17 protein-coding genes are annotated in these 17,834 nt (G+C 59.8%); 4 read left to right on the top strand and 13 right to left on the bottom strand.

The annotated features are described in order from the left end of the window. Positions 1–2 precede the first annotated feature (2 nt). From ACYU7Z_RS11375 to ACYU7Z_RS11345, 7 genes are all read right to left on the bottom strand, one after another. Entirely contained in the window at positions 3–809 is an 807-nt protein-coding gene (locus tag ACYU7Z_RS11375; protein ID WP_460570513.1) for a nitrilase family protein, read from the bottom strand. A 51-nt stretch (positions 810–860) separates the two neighbouring features. Next, positions 861–1,304 carry an SRPBCC family protein gene (locus ACYU7Z_RS11370; RefSeq protein WP_460570511.1) on the bottom strand — a complete coding sequence of 148 codons (444 nt, stop codon included), beginning with the start codon at positions 1,302–1,304 and terminating at the stop codon, positions 861–863. Between the two features lie 31 nt (positions 1,305–1,335). Continuing rightward, positions 1,336–1,806 (bottom strand): regulatory protein RecX, encoded by a 471-nt coding sequence (locus ACYU7Z_RS11365; RefSeq protein WP_460570509.1) that lies wholly within the window; start codon positions 1,804–1,806, stop codon positions 1,336–1,338. An 89-nt stretch (positions 1,807–1,895) separates the two neighbouring features. Continuing rightward, the gene (locus ACYU7Z_RS11360; protein WP_460570507.1) at positions 1,896–2,885 is read right to left on the bottom strand and encodes a PorP/SprF family type IX secretion system membrane protein; all 990 of its coding nucleotides are present in this window, start codon (positions 2,883–2,885) and stop codon (positions 1,896–1,898) included. Next, the gene (locus tag ACYU7Z_RS11355; protein ID WP_460570505.1) at positions 2,885–5,590 is read right to left on the bottom strand and encodes a gliding motility-associated C-terminal domain-containing protein; all 2,706 of its coding nucleotides are present in this window, start codon (positions 5,588–5,590) and stop codon (positions 2,885–2,887) included. Before ACYU7Z_RS11355 ends, ACYU7Z_RS11360 begins: the two co-directional genes overlap by 1 nt. A gap of 152 nt (positions 5,591–5,742) precedes the next feature. Continuing rightward, a complete protein-coding gene (locus ACYU7Z_RS11350) occupies positions 5,743–6,846 on the bottom strand; it encodes a trypsin-like peptidase domain-containing protein (protein ID WP_460570503.1) in 1,104 nt (367 codons plus the stop codon). Between the two features lie 149 nt (positions 6,847–6,995). Continuing rightward, positions 6,996–8,339 (bottom strand): type III secretion system chaperone family protein, encoded by a 1,344-nt coding sequence (locus tag ACYU7Z_RS11345; RefSeq protein WP_460570501.1) that lies wholly within the window; start codon positions 8,337–8,339, stop codon positions 6,996–6,998. 323 nt (positions 8,340–8,662) lie between these two features. Between ACYU7Z_RS11345 and dnaN the strand changes: the two genes are divergently transcribed. The 3 genes from dnaN to ACYU7Z_RS11330 all read left to right on the top strand — a co-directional run bounded on the left by dnaN (position 8,663) and on the right by ACYU7Z_RS11330 (position 11,154). After that, positions 8,663–9,778 carry a DNA polymerase III subunit beta gene (dnaN, locus tag ACYU7Z_RS11340; protein ID WP_460570499.1) on the top strand — a complete coding sequence of 372 codons (1,116 nt, stop codon included), beginning with the start codon at positions 8,663–8,665 and terminating at the stop codon, positions 9,776–9,778. 312 nt (positions 9,779–10,090) lie between these two features. Beyond that, on the top strand, positions 10,091–10,315 hold the full coding sequence (locus tag ACYU7Z_RS11335; protein WP_460570497.1) for a putative signal transducing protein: 225 nt from the start codon (positions 10,091–10,093) through the stop codon (positions 10,313–10,315). Between the two features lie 74 nt (positions 10,316–10,389). Continuing rightward, a complete protein-coding gene (locus ACYU7Z_RS11330) occupies positions 10,390–11,154 on the top strand; it encodes a S1/P1 nuclease (protein ID WP_460570495.1) in 765 nt (254 codons plus the stop codon). Here ACYU7Z_RS11330 and ACYU7Z_RS11325 read toward each other — a convergent pair. From ACYU7Z_RS11325 to mqnC, 6 genes are all read right to left on the bottom strand, one after another. Next, positions 11,151–11,903, bottom strand: coding sequence for a phosphatase PAP2 family protein (locus ACYU7Z_RS11325; protein ID WP_460570493.1), 753 nt, complete (start codon positions 11,901–11,903; stop codon positions 11,151–11,153). The two genes, ACYU7Z_RS11330 and ACYU7Z_RS11325, sit on opposite strands and share 4 nt — an antisense overlap. A 370-nt stretch (positions 11,904–12,273) precedes the next feature. Beyond that, positions 12,274–12,984: a response regulator gene (locus ACYU7Z_RS11320; protein ID WP_460570491.1), complete on the bottom strand. Its 711-nt coding sequence runs from the start codon at positions 12,982–12,984 to the stop codon at positions 12,274–12,276. A gap of 10 nt (positions 12,985–12,994) precedes the next feature. Continuing rightward, positions 12,995–13,747: a sensor histidine kinase gene (locus ACYU7Z_RS11315; RefSeq protein WP_460570489.1), complete on the bottom strand. Its 753-nt coding sequence runs from the start codon at positions 13,745–13,747 to the stop codon at positions 12,995–12,997. Continuing rightward, entirely contained in the window at positions 13,708–14,361 is a 654-nt protein-coding gene (locus ACYU7Z_RS11310) for a hypothetical protein (RefSeq protein WP_460570487.1), read from the bottom strand. Before ACYU7Z_RS11310 ends, ACYU7Z_RS11315 begins: the two co-directional genes overlap by 40 nt. 2 nt (positions 14,362–14,363) lie before the next feature. After that, positions 14,364–14,696: a Hint domain-containing protein gene (locus ACYU7Z_RS11305; RefSeq protein WP_460570485.1), complete on the bottom strand. Its 333-nt coding sequence runs from the start codon at positions 14,694–14,696 to the stop codon at positions 14,364–14,366. Positions 14,697–14,900: 204 nt separating this feature from the next. Further along, the gene (gene mqnC / locus ACYU7Z_RS11300; protein WP_460570483.1) at positions 14,901–16,025 is read right to left on the bottom strand and encodes a cyclic dehypoxanthinyl futalosine synthase; all 1,125 of its coding nucleotides are present in this window, start codon (positions 16,023–16,025) and stop codon (positions 14,901–14,903) included. Positions 16,026–16,601: 576 nt separating this feature from the next. On the opposite strand from mqnC, the gene ACYU7Z_RS11295 reads away from it, so the two are divergent. Continuing rightward, complete coding sequence (locus ACYU7Z_RS11295; RefSeq protein WP_460570481.1) at positions 16,602–17,786, top strand: aspartyl protease family protein; 1,185 nt, start codon at positions 16,602–16,604, stop codon at positions 17,784–17,786. The last annotated feature ends 48 nt before the right edge of the window (positions 17,787–17,834 follow it).

Raw genomic sequence — 17,834 nt, 5'->3', positions numbered from 1 at the left:
GATCATCTGCGTTCTTTCTCTATGGGAAGCACGAACGCATCCGCATCCCTCCAGAACGGCAGCTTTTCGCGTACGGCCTCCAGGTGTTTTTTGTCGAGCGTGATCGAGAACACATCTTCGGCGTGCGGCTTCTGGTAAAGGATTTCGCCGAGCGGGTCTATCACGCTGCTGTCGCCGCTGTGGTAGATGCCGTTGCCGTCTTCGCCCACGCGGTTGACGCCCACGACATAGCATTGGTTTTCGATGGCGCGGGCCTGCAGCAACGTCTTCCAGGCGATGGCGCGGCGCTCGGGCCAGTTGGCTACATAGAGCAGCACGTCGTACTCGGCGCCGGCTTCGCTGTACTGCTGCCGGCTCCACACCGGGAAGCGGAGATCGTAACACACGAGGCAGTTGATGCGCCAGCCATTGACCGAGGCGATAAAGCGCTGCGTACCCGGCGTGTAGTGCTGGTCTTCGCCGGCATAGGCAAACAGGTGCCGCTTGTCGTAGTACCCGAGCTGGCCATTCGGCAGCACCCAGAGAAAGCGGTTGGTAAATCGGTCGCCGTCGCGCATCATCAGCGAGCCGCATAAGACGATCCGCTCCTCGCGGGCCAGGCGCTGCATCCAGCGCACAGCCTCGCCATCCATCGTTTCGGCCAGCGTTTCGGGCTTCATGCTGAAGCCGGTGCTGAACATCTCGGGCAGCACCACTACCTGCGAAGCGTCCTTTCGCCCGCGGATCTTTTCCTCAAGCATGGCGAGGTTGGCGGCGCGGTCTTCCCAATGGAGAGAGGTTTGAATGAGCGTGAATGTGAGTGAGGACATGGCGGATTGAATAACGAATATCGAATAACGGATATCGAATATCGAACTGGGTTAGGCGTTGGCGCTTTTTGCCAGGTATTCGGGAAGCGACTTCGTCACGATCTGCGTCCAGCCCTGCACGAAGTTTTCGCGGGCAAAGGCGGGGTGATGCGGCGAAAGCGTTTCGAGGCCTTCGTGGGTGAGCACGAGCCGGGTGCGGTTGTCGCCTTCGGGGTCGAGGCGGAAGGTAACGAGCGAGTCGCCGGGGTAACCCTCGTAGCGCCAGGTGTGGGCCAGCAGGTGCGGCGGAAGTCCTTCGGTGACGCGGCACACGTGCTCAAACTGCGGGCCTTCCTCGGGGCCACCGCTGAAGCGGAACTCGTAGCCCGGCTCGGCGCGGAAACCGGGGATGTCAAAATACCACTGCTTCATTTCATAAGGCTGCGTGAGCGCGGCCCATACACGGGCGGGCGCGGCGTCGAGAAGCTGTTCGATGTGTATCGGGTTGGCGGCCATGGTTTTTCTTTTAAAAGTACTGGAAAGCCGCTCAGCCTTCGCGAAGGCCCCGAACGATGGCGGTGACGAGCTCGTATTCGTAGCCCTTCTGAATAAGGTAGTCCTGTGTTTTCTTTTGCCGCACGAGGTATTGCTCTCCTTTGAGGCTTTCCCATTTCTTTTCGGCCACCTTGCGCAGGGTGTTCTGGTAGTCGTCTTCGGGTATCTCCTTCATCGCCTGGCGGATGCAGTAGTCGGAAACGCGCTTTTGCTTCAGCTCGTACAGGATCTTCTTGCGGCCCCAGTCTTTCATGCGAAACTTCCCGCCGGCAAAGGCCTTCGCAAAGCGCTCCTCGTTGAGGTAGTCTTCCTCGATGAGCGTGGAGAGCACTTCGTTGTGGTCGGCGCGGCGCACACCGAGGTCCCACAGCTTTTGCTGCACTTCGCTGTGGCTCCGCTCCTGGTACGCGCAGTATTGCCGGAGTTTCTGCAGGGCCTCCTCCTTGGATAGGATCTTCTTCATGAATATCGAGTAACGAATATCGAATAACGAATATCGAAGTTGGGGCCAGAACCTTCGCTATTCAGAATTCCTTGTTCCTTGTTCGTTATTCAAAACCTGGGGCAGGGGATCTCGTAGCCTTCGCTGTTGCGCAGGATCCAGGTAAGCGAGATCTCAAACGCGTTGGTATTGCCCGCGAGCTTGCTGAGGCCCGAGATGGTATGGTCGTAGCTCGCACCGAGCGTGACGGCGCCGTAGCGGAAGCCGGCGTAGGGGGCCACGGCGTCGCCGAAGCGGTAGCTGCTGCCCACGATCAGCTCCGCGTCTTCGCTGACGTCGAGGATGAGGCCCGCGCCGGCAACGCGCTCCTCGGATGTGCCCTGGCGCAGGTACAGCAGCTGCACCTGCAGCCGCGCGGCGTCGCCGAGCATATACCGGAAGCCGCCGTGTACCGCATAGCGCAGGGGCAGGTGGTAGTGCAGGCCTTTGTAAAAAGGGTCTTCCGGGCGCGTGAGGTGACCCACCGATACGCCGGCAAAGGGCTGCAGCGCGGCATCGCTGCGCGTGTCCATCCACGTGATACCGGCACCCACGTCGAAGGCGCCGCTGCTGCTCTCGTCGACAGGGTCGCCGGAAGGAAGGGCCGCGTTGTAGCCGCTGCCGGGCGCCCACTGGCTGCCGTAGCGGAGGCCGCTGGCGTCGAAGCTGCGCCCGAGGTAGCCGGCCTGCAGCCCGATAAAGACCTGCTGCGCCGCATCGGCACCGAAGCGAACGCCCGAGTAGCTCAGCGACAGGCCGGCGTTGCTGTAGCGATAGCCCGCGTCGCCCGCGGCCTGCTGCAGGAAGCTGACGCCGATGTTGAGGTTGCGGTCGGTGCGGAGGTCGGCCGAAACGCCGGTGCTGGTATACGGGCTCACATTGGCCCATTGGCTCCGGTAAATAGCGGTAGCGCGGAACTTTCCTTCGAAAGCACCGGTGAGCGCCGGGTTGAGCCAGAGCGGGTGCGCATAGAACTGCGAAAAATGCGGGTCCACCTGCGCGGCCGCATTGCGGTGCAGCGACAGGAGAAGCAGTAGAGTGGCGAGCAGCTTGTTTTTCATCAGCGCAGGAGGTTTACGGATCCTTTTTTCGAAACGATGGTTCCATCCACGAGCACCGCGCGGAGGGCATACACGTATACGCCCACCGGCGCGCGCTGCCCGCGGTAGGTTCCGTTCCAGCCTTTGTCCTTATCAGTGCTGTGGAACAGCTCGTTGCCCCACTGGTCGAATATGCGGAAGTCCATGGTTGCGATGGCCGTGCCGTACACGAGAAGATCGTCGTTACGCCCGTCGCCGTTGGGCGTGAAAACGTTCGGAACAAATACGTCGTTGCTGCTGATGATGGCCGTTGCCGCCCCGGCCGCGCTGTTGGCGCAGGGGTCGCCCGCGAGCACGCGCACCTGGAGCGTTGCGGCAACGCCGGGCAACAGGCCGCTGAGCACATGCGTGGTGCCGGTGGGGCCGGAGCTCGGCGCCGTCCAGGTGGCGCCGCCGTTGCCGGACACTTCATAGCCCACTGCGCCCGGAACGGCACTCCAGGTAAAGGTGGCGCTGCTGCCCGAAGCCACTGCGCTCACTACCGGTGCCGGGAGCTGCGGCAAAAAGTTGACGGTCACCGGCGGGCGTCCCATGATGCAGGTGCCGATCCGCGCTTCGAGGTAATAGGTTGTAACGACGCTCAGCACCGGCGTGGTAAATACGGGACCGGTAAAAAGCAATGTGCCGGCGTTGGGAGCGGTGTACCATTCGTACGTAACGGAGGACTGCGGGTTCTGGACACTGAGCACCGCCGGCGTGTTGATGCAGATCGTAGCATCTGCGGCTGCGGGCATTGCCGGGCCCGGGGTTACGGTCACCGGAACCGCCGTGCGTGCTGCCGATGCGCAATTGCCGCCGGTAACGGCTTCCACGTAGTAGGTCGTGTTGCTGGCCAGGGCCGGCGTGGTATAATTGCTGCTGCCCGAAAGTGGCGTGCCGCCGCTGGCAACCGCATACCAGCTGTATTGCAGCGATGGGTCGGGCGACAGTACCGCGAGCGTCGCGGCGTTGCCGGTGCAGACCGACGCCGGCGAAACGATCGGCGCCGCAGGACGCGGCGTGATGGTCACGGTGACAGTGCTGCGCGAGGAGCTCACACAGGAGCCGCTGGCGGCGTCGACATAATAGGTGGCAGTGCCATTGAGCACCGGCGTGCTGTAGCTGCTGCCGGTCGAGAGGAGCGTGCCGCCCGAAGCCGCATCGTACCAGTTGTAGGTCGTGCCCGGAACGGGGCCCGACACCTGGAGCGTGGCGCTTGTGCCCGCGCAAACCGACGTGCCATTGACTGCAGGCGCGGCGGGAACGGGCGTGACCGTTACCGGCACCGCCGTTCGGGTGGAGGAGGCGCAGGGCAGAACGGCCTCGACGTAATAAGTACTGCCGCTGCCCAGTGGGGGCGTCGTGTAGCTGAGACCGCTGGCGAGCGCGCTGCCGCCGCTTGCCGCGCTGTACCAGTTGTAGGTGTACAGAATATTCGGGTTTTGCACGGTAAGCGTTGCCGGCTGGCCCGCGCAGATCGTGGCGCCCGCAGCCTGTGGTGCCGGCGGCGGTAGATTGGGTGTCACGCTGAGGGTGACGCTTGCGCTGTAGGCGCAGCCGTTGCCGTCGGTACCGCTTACGGTATAGGGTGTAGTGGCATTCGGCGACACCGTTACCGCGGCACCGCTTAACGCGCCGGGATTCCAGGTGGCTGTAGCAATGCTTCCGCCGGTAGCCGTTGCCGTAAGCTGGCTGCTACTGCCGGCGCAGATGGCAGGGGGCGTCGCGCCGGCCGTAACTACAGCCGCGGGGATGCTGCCTACCCAGATGCTATAGTTCCTTTGGCAGCCAAAGCCGTCGGTTACCACAACGGTATAGTTGCCCGTTGCGAGTCCGCTAACGGCTGTGCCCGTTTGAGCCGGCGTCATACCCACCCAATTGTAGCTGTAAGGACCGGAATTTCCCGTAACGTCGATCGTGGCGCTGCCATTGGCCTGGCCGCAACGGGCGGCTTGGCTGCCGGTGACCGACGTCGGGCCGGTAATGCCCGAAACTGCCAGGATGGCCGTATTGGGAAATGGGTTGGCGCCCGTGGTCGACGCATTGCTTATCGTGATCCCGCTGAGCGATTTGCGGGCGTCGGTGCAATTGAGAACAAAATCGATATAGTAGAAACGCGGGTTCGAGGGCAGGCCATCAACCGTATACGGCGGCGCCGCAAGGCGCGCAATGCGGCCGAAGCCGGAAACCACCACGTTACTGCTGGCGAAGAACCAGTCGGAAAGGGAATAGTTGCTCAGGTAATTCGTACTGCTGCCATCGCTGAACTGCAGGCTGAGATTGATGCTGCTGGCTCCTTCGGCCGAAAAGGCCAGCACGCTCAGCTTCGAGTAGCTTGTTGATCCGCTTACCGTAAGCGTGCGGGTAACGTTGCGCATGAGGGTGAGCGCGTTGGGGCCGCTGTACGGGTTCAGCTGGTAGATATGCGTATTGCTGGCGTCCGCGATGATGCCATTATCCGGAAGGCCCGCGCTCAGCCCGTTGGCGGCGGCAAAAGCCTGGGTGTACATGATGTGGTTGGTGGCGTCGAGCACCGTGTCGGTCACAACGGTGGCGTCGCTACCGCTTTCCGCGAAAAGGTCGTGGTTAAAGCCGCCGACGGCGACTGGCGTGTAGGTTTGTGCATGCAGGCTGCCGGACGACGCGGCGACCAGTGCCGCTGCCAGCAACAGGAATAATTTTCTCATCGGGCGTAGGTTTGGTAGGGCGGGGAAACAGCAAGCAGCAACGGAAGTTACAGATTATTGACTATCGGATATCGAATAGCCAATATCGAACTCCAACCCCCCGTTCGTCCTTCCTTGTTCCTTGTTCTGCTGTTCTGTTGTTCTGCTGTTCCCTACGCTTCTTCCAGCAGCTCGCGGCAGGCAAATTCCTTTTCCAGCAGCTGGTCGTAGTAGTCGGCCTTTTGAAACAGGTCGCGGAACATCGCCACGCCGGCTTCCTTGGTCATGTCGAGGTCGTACATGATGCAGCTGAGCACGATGCTTTGCTTTACGGCGCTGAGCACGAGGCCGTCGAGCTGGTGGTTCTCTTCGAGGAGGAACTGGTACAGCGGCCGTATCGAGGTCGTTTGCGTGGGCAGCAGGCACAGGTAGGCGTCGCCGGCCACGAAGAAATTCTCGGGGTTGTAGTTGATCTTGATCTTGGCATTGCCGGTTTTGACCGTCCAGTTATTGTGGCCATCGCGGGCGAGCTTCACGTCCTTGCCCAGCTCTTTGAGAATGGCTTCGACGGTGGAGGCTACGCCCACGGGCTTCGCTTCCTTTTCGGGCAGCTGCGGCAGCTTCACCTCGGTGCCGCAGAAGGGGCAGTACTTGGTGGAGTCGATGTTGGAGGCGCTCACGAGCGTATCGCAGCTATGGCAGCGCGTGGAGGGCTCGCCGCGGTGCGGTGCATAGAGCTCTAGGGCTTCGCGGAGATAGCTTACGGGAAGGGCGAAGCCCAGGTTGTCGCCGCCGCGGATGATGAAAGAATTGACGCCGATGACCTCGCCGCTCTTGGCTACCAGCGGTCCTCCCGAGTTGCCGGGGTTGATGGCCGCGTCGATCTGGATGTACTTGATGCCGTCGCGCACGCGGTCGGCCTTGGAGATCACACCCTGCGTGGCGGTATAGTTGAGACCAAAGGGATGCCCGATGGCCACCACCACGGCACCATCGTGCACGTCTTCGTAGCGCCCCAGGCGGATCTCGGGTATCTGTATTTCCGAAGGCGGCTGCAGGAAGGCGAGGTCGTGCTTCTTATCGGTATACCACACCCGCGAGAGGCGCCGCTCGAAGTTGCGGCCGGCGATGGTCACCTCGGCATTCCGCCCCACCACGTGCTCGTTGGTTACGATAAGATCGAACTCCTGTACGTAGAAGCCCGTGCCCGTGCTCGTTTGCGTGGCGATCTGTATGATCGCCGGCCGGTACAACTCGATAATCTGTTGTGTATTCATGCACTCTGCTTTGCATTCGTCATTGCGAGAAGGCGAGCGGAGCGAGACGACGAAGCAATCGGCTTGTTACTTGGTGAAAGCCCGATCGGCACTTTCCCTTGCCCGAGGCCGATTGCTTCGCTGCGCTCGCAATGACGCCAGTAATGGTCTTATTTCGTATCCATATTTAAAAATTCAATCTCGCCCGTAAAGCTCTGGTTGAACGACAGCAGGCTATCGTACTTGATCTTGTCGGGGCGCATTTTCATATCGGGATATTTCATCTTCCAGGTGGCTTCGATGGCTTCCACGGCGCGCTGGATCTCCTCGCCGTTCAGCACCGTTCCCGATTCGTCGGTGAAGGGGATCGTGAAGCCCAGCTCGCGGAAGTAGTTGGGGTAATTCACCATCATGAACAGCTGGAAATACTCCGTCAGCGGGCGCGGAAGGCTGTAGGAATACTGGCAGTAGGCGAAGCCGTACTCCGAGATCTTGGCGGCGATGGCCGTGTGCTTGTTGTCGCGGTACCAGCCGATGTTCTGGTTGGCGTTGTAGATCGCGTCCGAGATCGTTTTGTGCGCCTGCGGAAGCACGATCGAGAAGGTGTATTTGCTGCGAAACAGGTAGGGGAATACGTCTTCCCGCGTGCGTGCCTGCAGCTTCTGGAATTCGTCGGCCATGTCCTGGTTCTTCTCGGTCACGGGCCGGTCGTCTTTTTTGAAGTAGATGTCCACGATCTTCTCCAGCGCCAGCAGCAGCTTGCCTTCGGGCACGATGCAGAAGTCGATGCGGTACGCGAGCGCCAGCAGCAGGTAGGCGATGCCGCCCGAATACTTGTCGGCGTCCACGGTTTCGATCAGGTCGAGCGTTTCCTTGATCCAGTGCAGCATCCAGCGGTACTTCACCTCTTTTTCGGTGTCGGGAATGACCTGGATATGCTCCGTGTCGACGGGCAGCAGCGAGGTGAAATCCTGCACCAGGAGGTCGTCCTGCTTGTCGGCTTTCGTGGCGAGTTCCTTGAGGCCGTAATAAAGTTTGCTGGGGTTGGTGGTGCCGATGTTGGAGTTGAAGAGCATTTCCAGCCGCCCGTCGTGGAAGGCGTAGCGGGTGTAATACAGGTTGAAGTTCATTTCCAGCAGGCGCCGCATCACGGGCACGCTGGGCTGGGGCATCGCGGCGAGGGGCACCACGGCGGAGAACCCGTTTTCGTTGTACGAGCCGCGGATGATCTTGGAGCCCTGGTAAAAATGGAAGGTTCCGGCCGTACCCCCGGCGCTGGCCTCGTGTACCACGTTGCCGGTGGCATCGTCGCGGAGGTAGTCGAAGAAGGCGGCGATGCTCTGGTGGATCTTCTGCTCCTTGAAAAGGGTCTCGGCCTCATTCCAGCGGTCCACCTTGGCGGGGGGCTTGTTGTTGTCGGAGTAGCGGCCAAAAGGAATGTTCGGTGCCGCCGGAACGGTACCGCTCTCTCCCTCTTCCTTCTTTTTCGACCAGCCAAAAATTTTCTCCAACATATAGCCATTCCTTTACACCGCCGGACACCGGTTACCGGGCCCGGTACCCTCTTCAAAATACGGGCCGCAGCCTCCCCGAAAGTACGGGTATGCCGGTGATTTTCAACGGAAGAGCAGAAGACCCGGAAGAGCCCTAAGTATTTTTACCACGAAGCAACGAAGAGAAAAAGGTGTTCGCGAAGAGCGCAGCCGATAGCACAAGCCGTGCAGCCCTTTTTCTTTGCGAATCCTTCTTTTCTTGTTTTCTTAGCGGTTCAAAACCCTTCTTTTCCTTTACCTGCCTTTTCCTTAGCTTCGCCCATCCCGATTAATCTGTAAGATCCATGAAGTTTATCGTTTCCTCCTCGCAGCTCCTGAAACAACTCCAGCAAATCTCCGGCGTCATCAACGCCAACACGGTACTCCCCATCCTGGAAGACTTTCTTTTCGAGGTGGAGAACGGCAAGCTTACGGTCGTGGCCACCGACCTGGAAACCGTGATGCGCATACAGCTCGACGTGGAAGCCCGCGAAACCGGCAAGGTGTGCATCCCGGCCAAGATCCTCATCGACTCGCTCAAGAATATCCCCGACCAGCCGCTGACCTTCACCATCGACAAGAACTTCGGTGTGGAGATCACTTCCGACAACGGCAAGTACAAGGTGATGGGCGAGAACCCCGACAACTTCCCCAAGGAGCCGGCCGCCGACGACACCACCTCCTTCACGCTGCCCGCCGAGGCCCTCGTGACGGCCATCAACAAGACCCTGTTTGCCGTGAGCAACGACGACCTGCGCCCCGCCATGACGGGTGTGTACTTCGAGCTCAGCAAAGACTATATCCAGTTCGTGGCCACCGACGCCCACCGCCTGGTTCGCTACAAGCGCACCGACGTAAGCTGCCCCAAGACCGACTCCTTTATCGTACCGCGCAAGCCGCTCAACCTGCTCAAGAGCGCCCTCCCCGACAACGAGGACGAGCTGACGGTTTCGTACAACAGCAACCACCTCTTTGTAAAGCACGGCACCACCCAAATGAGCTGCCGCCTCATCGACGCCCGCTTCCCCGACTATAAAGTGGTGATCCCTTCCGACAACCCCTACAAGATGGTCGTAAGCAAGCCGCTGTTCCAGAGCGCGCTCCGCCGTGTAAGCGTGTTCTCCAACAAGAGCACCAACCAGGTGGCCCTCGCCATCACCGGCTCCGAGCTGAGCCTCTCGGCCCAGGACATCGACTTCTCCTTCGAGGGCAACGAGCGCATGAAGTGCCAGTACGACGGTGAGGACCTCACCATCGCCTTCAACGCCCGCTTCCTCATCGAGATGCTCAATGCCTCCGAGGGCGACGAGGTGCGCGTGGAGCTGTCGACACCCACCAAGGCCGGCATCCTGCGCCCCACCGACTCCGACGAGCACGAAGACCTCCTGATGCTGGTGATGCCGCTGATGCTGAACCAGTAGGCCCCCTGTCCCCCGAAGGGGGCACTTAGGTCGAAGGCTCATTAATTCCTGAAACGATCCCAAAGTTGTTTGATACAAAAGCCCCGCTATCAGCGGGGCTTTTTCCGTCAAAATATTCAATATTCAATACTCAATATTCAATTTTCAATGCTCAAGGAATGAGATCGTGAAGCGGTACTCCGCTGTCCTTGAATATTGAACATTGCGTATTGAAAATTGAGCATTATCGGCCTAAAGACAGGCCAAAGTAAAAAAACACAGTCCCGATTTAAGTGCCCCCGTCGGGGGACAGGGGGCTGTATCTTTGCCCCCATGAACTTCAAGCTGCTCGCGACCTACGACAATTATATGGATGCGCACATCGTGCAGGGCCGGCTGGAGGAAGAAGGCATCCGCTGCTGGCTGAAAGACGAGCATACGCTTACGATCAATCCGCTCTGGAACAGCGCCATGGGGTATATGAAGCTGATGGTGCCCGAAGACCAGCTGGAGCGGGCGCGCGCCATCCTTTCGACGCCGGGCGGCGACCTGGAATAGCCATTGGCCGAAAGAGGAACCGCTTCCCGCCGGGCTTTCGTAACTTACCGCCCCACTCTTCAAAACAAACCGCGATGAAAAAATGGTTCCTCCTGCCGCTCCTCCTCCTGTCGATGTCTGCCCGAAGCTGGGCCTGGGGCAAGCAGGGCCACGAAATGGTGGCCGAGATCGCCTTTCACTTCCTGGCCCCCGACGTACAGCAAAAGGTGCTCAAGGCCCTCGGTGGCCTCAGCATCGAGGAAGCCGCGACCTGGATGGACGATGTGCGCGCCAACAACTCCTTCGACGCGATGAAGCCCTGGCATTATATCGACATCGAAAAGGGGAAGAACTATGAGCCTACGGCCGATAAGAACGCACTGACCATACTCAACGGGGTGATATCGCGGATGTCGCAGCATGCCAGCTTCACCGGCAACCAGCAGCGCGACCTGCTCCTCCTGTTTCACCTCGTGGGCGATATCCACCAGCCGCTGCACACCGGCTACCCCTCCGACAAGGGCGGCAACAGCGTCAACCTCGACTACGACGGTGGACAGGTGAACCTGCACAGCCTCTGGGATACACGCATGATCGTTGATGAGAAGATCACGGTAGCCGATTGCCTCAACCAATACGCAACGTGGACGCCCGAGAAGGCCGACTCGGTGCGCAACGCGGGGCTTATGAGCTGGATGAACGAATCGCGCACGCTCCTGCCGCAGGTATATGCCTTCAACGGCGAGCGGATCGACAAAACCTATTGCGAGCAGAACAAGGCGATCGTGGAGCAGCAGCTGCTCACTGCCGGACTGCGTCTTGCACGCGTGCTGGAGCGCGCCTTCGGGCCCTCTGCCTAAGCCCGTTGCCCGGGCCCGAGGTCGGCCTCCGGCGCGGCTGTTTCGAGTACGGGGTTGAGCTTTTTCTTGCTTTGCTTTTCAATGTAGCGGAGGCTTTTCAGCGCCAGCACGATCCAGAGCCAGCCCATAGCGAAGCCGGCCAGCACGTCGCTCGTGTAGTGCACGCGCAGGTAGATGCGGCTGAAGCCAATGGCCAGGATCCACAAGAACAGGAATACAATTACCGACCACTTGAGGCGCGGATCTTTGATGCTGTGCCAGCTGATATAGATCAGCATGCCGTAAAAGGTCATGCTCATGAGGGCGTGCCCGCTCGGGAACGAAAGCCCCGCGGCCGGCTCCAGCAGCGGGATAAGCGGCCGCTCCCGGCCGAAGAGGTGCTTGAGCCCGAACATCAGCACGAGGCTGCTCAGCGCAATGGCGGGTACCTTGATCGAGTACCAGCGATGGGGGCGGATAAAGAGGAAGTAGGCGATCAGCGCCAGGTTGGCCGGGATGAGAAACCGGTGCGTGCCGAAGAACGTGATAAACTGCATCACCCTGTTGTTCGTAGGCGTCACAAACTGGTCGAGGTAGTCGAAGGCCTGCTGGTCGAAGGCGTTGTTGCCCACCACGAATACGCGGCGCACGATCCAGGCAAAGCCGATAAGCGCCACGAAGAATACCGCCATCACAAACAGCATTTCCACCGACAGCAGCGCAATGCTCGCCCAGAAGCGGCGAACCCGTAAGGAGAGTTTCCGGAACATACCCGGAAGGCTGCAAACGCCGTGCAAATATGCCCCCTCCCGCCGGGCTCCGTATTTCTACGCTGAAAAATGCCGTATTTCCTCTCTTGTGCAAGAGGTTCAGACACCGGTACTTTGCAGCAGTAACTATCACAGTCTCTACTGCGTAGGTTTTTGTTTGGCTATCTGATCCGTATCACGCCCGGCTTTTTTAAGCTCGGGCTTTTTATTTGGCGCATCCGCCAAATAAAAAGCCCGAACAGCAGAACAACAGACCAAAGAACAACAGACCAAAGAACAACAGAGCAAGGAACGTTGAATAAAAAAGGAGCCTTTGGGGCTCCTGAAATTCTGTTGTTCATGTAATCCTTGTTCCTTGTTCTGCTGTTCCCTAGGGCTTGTAGATTCCATGCTTGATCGCATACACCACGAGCCCGGCGACGTTGCGGGCGCCGATCTTGGCCAGCACGCGGTCGCGGTAGCTTTCCACGGTGCGTACGCTGTTGTGAAGCTGCAGGGCGATCTCCTTGCTCGAAAACTCCTGGCACACGAGGCGGATGATCTCGAGCTCGCGCTCGTTGAGCTCCGTGGAGGGGCGGCGGCGGAAGGGGTTGTAGCTGCTTTTGGCGATGAGCTCGGCCAGGCGCGGCGATGTGGAGCTGCAGAAGTAGACCTCGCCGCGGTACACGGATTCAACAGCGGTAAAGATCTCTTCCTTCGAGGCGTTCTTGAGCAGGTAGCCACGGGCGCCGGCCTCGAGCATGTCAACGATAACCTGCTCTTCGTCATAGGTCGAAAGGCCGATGACGGGAAGGTCAGGGTGCTCGCGCTGCAGGGCGCGGGTGACGGCGATGCCGTCGAGGCCCGGCATCCGGATATCGGTGATCACCACGTCGGGGAGCAGGAGGCCGGCCATGCCGAGGAGGCTTTCGCCGTCGGCGGCTTCGCCCACGAGCTCGATCGCGGGGTTCTTGCGGATAAGCACCCGGAAGCCGTCGCGGAAGATCTCGTGATCATCGGCGATGAGCAGCCGGATCGGTTTGACGTTGACGGGAAGGGGAACGCTGGCGGCGTCCTCGCTCCATTCTTCTGCGAAGTTCATAGAGAGTCTGTTATATGGGTATTCTAAAGATATAAGATGTGCCTTTCCCTTTGCGGCTTTCGCAGAAGAAGGCACCGTTCATGATCTCCACGCGGCTGCGGAGGCTGCGGAGCCCGATGCCGCCGCTGCGCGAGGGGCCAAGCAGCGCTTCGTGGTCGAAGCCCTGGCCGTCGTCGGTGGTGGCCAGCACAAGCTCCTTTTTTTCCTGCTGCAGCGATACCACGAGGCGCCGCGCGCCGGCGTGCTTGATGGTGTTCTGCACCACCTCCTGGAGGATGCGGTACAGGTTGACGGCCCTGGCATCGTCGAGGGTGGCGCTGGTCGTGCACTCGAAGCGGATGTCGAGGCCGCCGCTGCGGCGCACGTAATCGAGAAACTCGCGGGCGGCGCTGGCAAAGCCATTGCGCTCCAGCGAGGAGGGCATCAGGTCGAAGGTGATCTCGCGGATCCGCTTCATCAGGTTGTCGATATGTTCGGAGGTTCGGTCGAGCTCGGCGACGTCGTCGGCATCGGTGAGCGCAAAGGAGTTGATGCGCATCTTGACGGCTGCCAGCACGGGCGCGAGCTCGTCGTGCAGGTCGCGGGCCATGCGCGCGCGCTCCTTCTCGAGCGTGGTGATCTCGGCCAGCATGTTCTGCCGGTGCAGCACCAGGTTGCGGCGTTGCTGGCGGATGATGGAGATGATGAAAAAGACGATGATCAGGCCCACCACGCCGCAGGCGATCAGGATAGCGTAATAAAGGCGGGTTTCCTGGGGATCCATAAAACGACAAGCGCGTAAGTAAGGTTGACGATCAGGTTGACGACAGGGACGATCACATATACCTTGGAGACAAAGTACGTGTTGTTTTCAAATCCGAAGAACCAGAAGATTTCCACGATGGCCGTAGCCGTGTAGAAAAGCACAAGGCAGATGCAGATGAGGAAATCCGGGTTCTTCAGCGTCAGGCGCTGCTCGGTAACAATAAGGTGGTTGATGTACTGCACGCTCATGAGCACGGTGATCAGGGCATAGAAAACGCTGAAGCGCGAATTGAAGCGGAACAGGCTGCCCCATATGAACGTATCGGCTATCCAGGCCAGCACAAAGGCGATACCCAGCAGGTAGAAATACCATCTTTTCGGAAACAGGCGCCATTCGTAAAACATCCACAGGATCAGCATCGAATCGAACAGCAAATAGATGTCCGTATTGGGCGCGTTGGTTCGCCAGATACGTCCCGTGATCTCACTTGCGATCTCGTTGGCGAGGCCAACCGCGAGGAAGCAAAAGAACGGTAAGTAACGCCGTGCCGCTACGCGCAGACGGAGCAGGCATAGCAGCACAGCGAAGACTATTGAAAAAGACGAAATGAAGCCGAAAAGATATCCGCTCATTATTATTGATTAAGCGCCGAGGCAGGTGGGCAGTTGAGGGGGCAGCGCATGCCATTGTCCATGATCTTTCCATCGAGCGGCTGGCCGGGGAACATGTCGTTACCCTTGTCGTCAACGCCAACGAAAATGGCATGTATGCTGTTGTCGCTGTTCATGCCATAATAAACGCGGATCTGGGTGGGGTTCTGGTCCAGCAGTGTCTGGAAAGCCGATACGTCGAAGGTTTCACTGAAGGGCATGGCGCCGCTGAAGTCGGCGGCCATCATCTTGTCGCGGTTCTGGCGGTACAGCGTCGTCATGTTCACCGCTGTCTGGAGGTCGATTTCGTGGTTCATACGAAGTGGCTAATTGTTTGAACCGCCAAAATCCGGACAATTTCCGATACTAACAACCGTATTTCTACCATGATTTTCGGGAAAAGGTTCAGGAGGGCCGCAAAAGTTCAGGGGTTTAGGAGGTCGGATTGGCCGGCTGAACGGCTTCGTGAACCTGCTAAACCCCTGAACTGGCTAAACCTTTCTAAACTTATCTGAACCTTCTCAGTAGTCGATTACCTGTTCCTCGACCTCGGCGGGCAGCTCGCGCCACTCGTATTGCTGGTTGCGGAGCTGCGGCTCGAAGCCGGCCTCGCGGATCGCCTCCTGGATGGAGCGGCTCGTGAATCGGTGCGGGGCACCGGCGGCGCTCACCACGTTTTCTTCGATCATGATGGAGCCGAAGTCGTTGGCGCCGGCATGCAGGCACAATTGCGCCGTTTGCTTGCCCACGGTCAGCCAGGAAGCCTGGATGTTCTTGACGTTGGGGAGCATGATGCGGCTCATGGCGATCATCCGGAGGTATTCTTCGGGCGTGGTGAGGTTGTGTACGCCGCGGATGCGCGTCAGCAGCGTGTCCACGTCCTGGAAGGTCCAAGGGATAAAGGCCAGGAAGCCCTTGGCCTCGGCCGGCTTCAGCGCCTGCACGTCGCGGATGCGCACGAGGTGCTCGAAGCGCTCGCGCACCGTTTCCACGTGGCCGAACATCATCGTGGCCGACGTGGTGATATTGAGTTTATGGGCCTCGTGCATGATGGCCAGCCATTCGTCGGCGCCGCACTTGCCCTTGGAGATCAGGCGGCGTACACGGTCCACGAGGATCTCTGCGCCGGCGCCGGGGAGCGAGTCCATACCGGCCTCCTTGAGCGCGAGGAGCACATCGCGGTGGCTCATTCCCTCGAGCTTGCAGATATGCGCCACCTCGGGCGGCCCGAGGGTGTGGAGGCGGATATCGGGAAATTCGGCCTTGATGGCGCGGAAGGTGTCCACGTAAAACTGAAGGCCGAGCCCGGGGTGGTGACCGCCCTGGAGCAGCAGCTGGTCGCCGCCGTATTTGATGGTCTCCCGGATCTTGCGCCGGTAGGTGTCCATGTCGGTGATATAGGCCTCGGGGTGGCCGGGTATGCGGTAGAAGTTGCAGAACTTGCAGTTAGCCACGCACACGTTGGTGGTGTTCACGTTGCGGTCGATCTGCCAGGTAACCTTGCCGTGCGGCACCTGCTGGCGGCGAAGCGTGTCGGCAATGTTCATGAGGTCGGTCAGCGGGGCCTCTTCAAACAGCTGTACGCCTTCTTCCACCGTGAGAAAGCCAAAGCCAAGGGCCTTGTCGTAAAGGGGGGATAGGTTCATCGCCCGCAAAGGTCTATGAATATCGAATAGCGAACAAGGAATATCGAATATCGAAGGGGCGGGCCGGAATTCGATCCTTCCCCCGCGTCGTCATTGCGCCGAGGCGACCCGTCCCGTGCGGCCGTCATTGCGCCGAGGCGACCCGTCCCACGCGCCGCCATTGCGCCGAGGCGACCCGTCCCGTGGGCGTCGTCATTGCGAGGAGGCGACCCGTCCCACGCGCGTCGTCATTGCGAGGAGGCGACCCGTCCCGTGGGCGTCGTCATTACGGGGAGGCGACCCGTCCCACGCGCGTCGTCATTGCGAGGAGGCGACCGGAGGGAGACGACGAAGCAATCTGCCGGATCGAGCCCGCTGCGGTAACCTGCTTCTGTGTTTGCTCCAACAGATTGCTTCGCTGCGCTCGCAATGACGCCTGGTCCGGGTCAATGACGCCTGGTCCGGGTCAATAACGCCTGTTCAGGGTCAATGACGTCTTGTTAGGGTCAATGACGCGCGATTGAGGCCTCCGCCCCCCCTTTACCGCCTGTAAAATCCCGCTTCCTACTTCCGACTTAAGAACTTAATTTACCGCTTATGCTCCGATTGCTGATCGTCCTGCTGTTTTGCTGCCCGATGCTCCCCGCAGCGGCGCAGGAGGAATTCATTGAGCCATCGCACTTTATCACGCGGGTGCGCTTCCACCAGTTCACCGGCGGTCTCATCGTATTCAATGCGCTTTTTTCCAACGCTCCCGACACGCTCAATTTCATCCTCGACAGCGGCTCCGGCGGCATCTCCCTCGACTCGAACCTCGCCGAGCGCCTCCAGCTGAAGCCGCAGCTCTCCAACCGCATCATCCGCGGCATCGGCGGCATCAAGAAGGTGTCGTTCGTGCACGGCCAGACGCTCCGCCTGCCCGGACTCAACATCGACAGCCTCAACTTCCACATCAACGACTACAGCCTGCTCACGAGCATCTATGGCGAGCGGATCGACGGCATCGTAGGCTACGCCGTGCTGAGCCGCTATATCATCAAGGTGAATTACGACTCCTCCTGGATCGAGTTCTGGTCGAAAGGCAACATCCGCTACCCCCGGGGCGGCTTTATGCTGCACCCGCAGATCAACACGCTCCCGGTGCAGACCCTGCGTGTGCGCGACGAGCGCCCCGTGCGCGGGCGCTTCCTGTACGATATGGGCGCCGGCCTCAACATGATGTTCTCCACCGACTTCCTCCGCGACAGCGGCCTGCTCAAGAAGAAGCGACGCCTTTATGCCAAGGAGGCCGAGGGCATGGGCGGCAAGGTCGACATGAGCATGACCGTCATCCGCGAGGTGCGCCTCGGGCCCTATAAGTTCCGCAACGTGCCGGTGTACGTGTTCGAAGACAGCTTCAACGTAACCTCTTACCCCACGCTGGGCGGGCTTGTCGGCTCCGACCTGCTGCGGCGCTTCAACGCCATCATCAACTACGACCGCAGCGAGTTTTACCTCGTGCCCAACAGCCATTTCCAGGACCCCTTTGAGTACGGCTACTGCGGCCTCGAGCTCTACCTCGTCAACGACGTTATTATCATCGGTGATGTGGCCAGGGGCTCGCCCGCCGAGCGCGCCGGCCTCCGCGAGGGCGACGTGGTGCTGAGCATCAACAAGAACTTCTCGCAGAACCTCAGCGCCTACAAAGCCCTGCTGGTGCAAACCAACGAGCCCGTGCACCTCGTGTTCCGACGCGGCACGGAGCTGCGGGAGGTAACGTTTATGGTGAAAAGCATACTCTGAAAATGTTTAATGCCTAATGAATAATGTATCATGATTAAGTGTACGGCG

The organism is Flaviaestuariibacter terrae, from assembly GCF_054777635.1.
The sequence above is the reverse complement of the archived record's forward strand: the minus strand, read 5'-3'. Positions and strand labels throughout refer to the sequence as shown.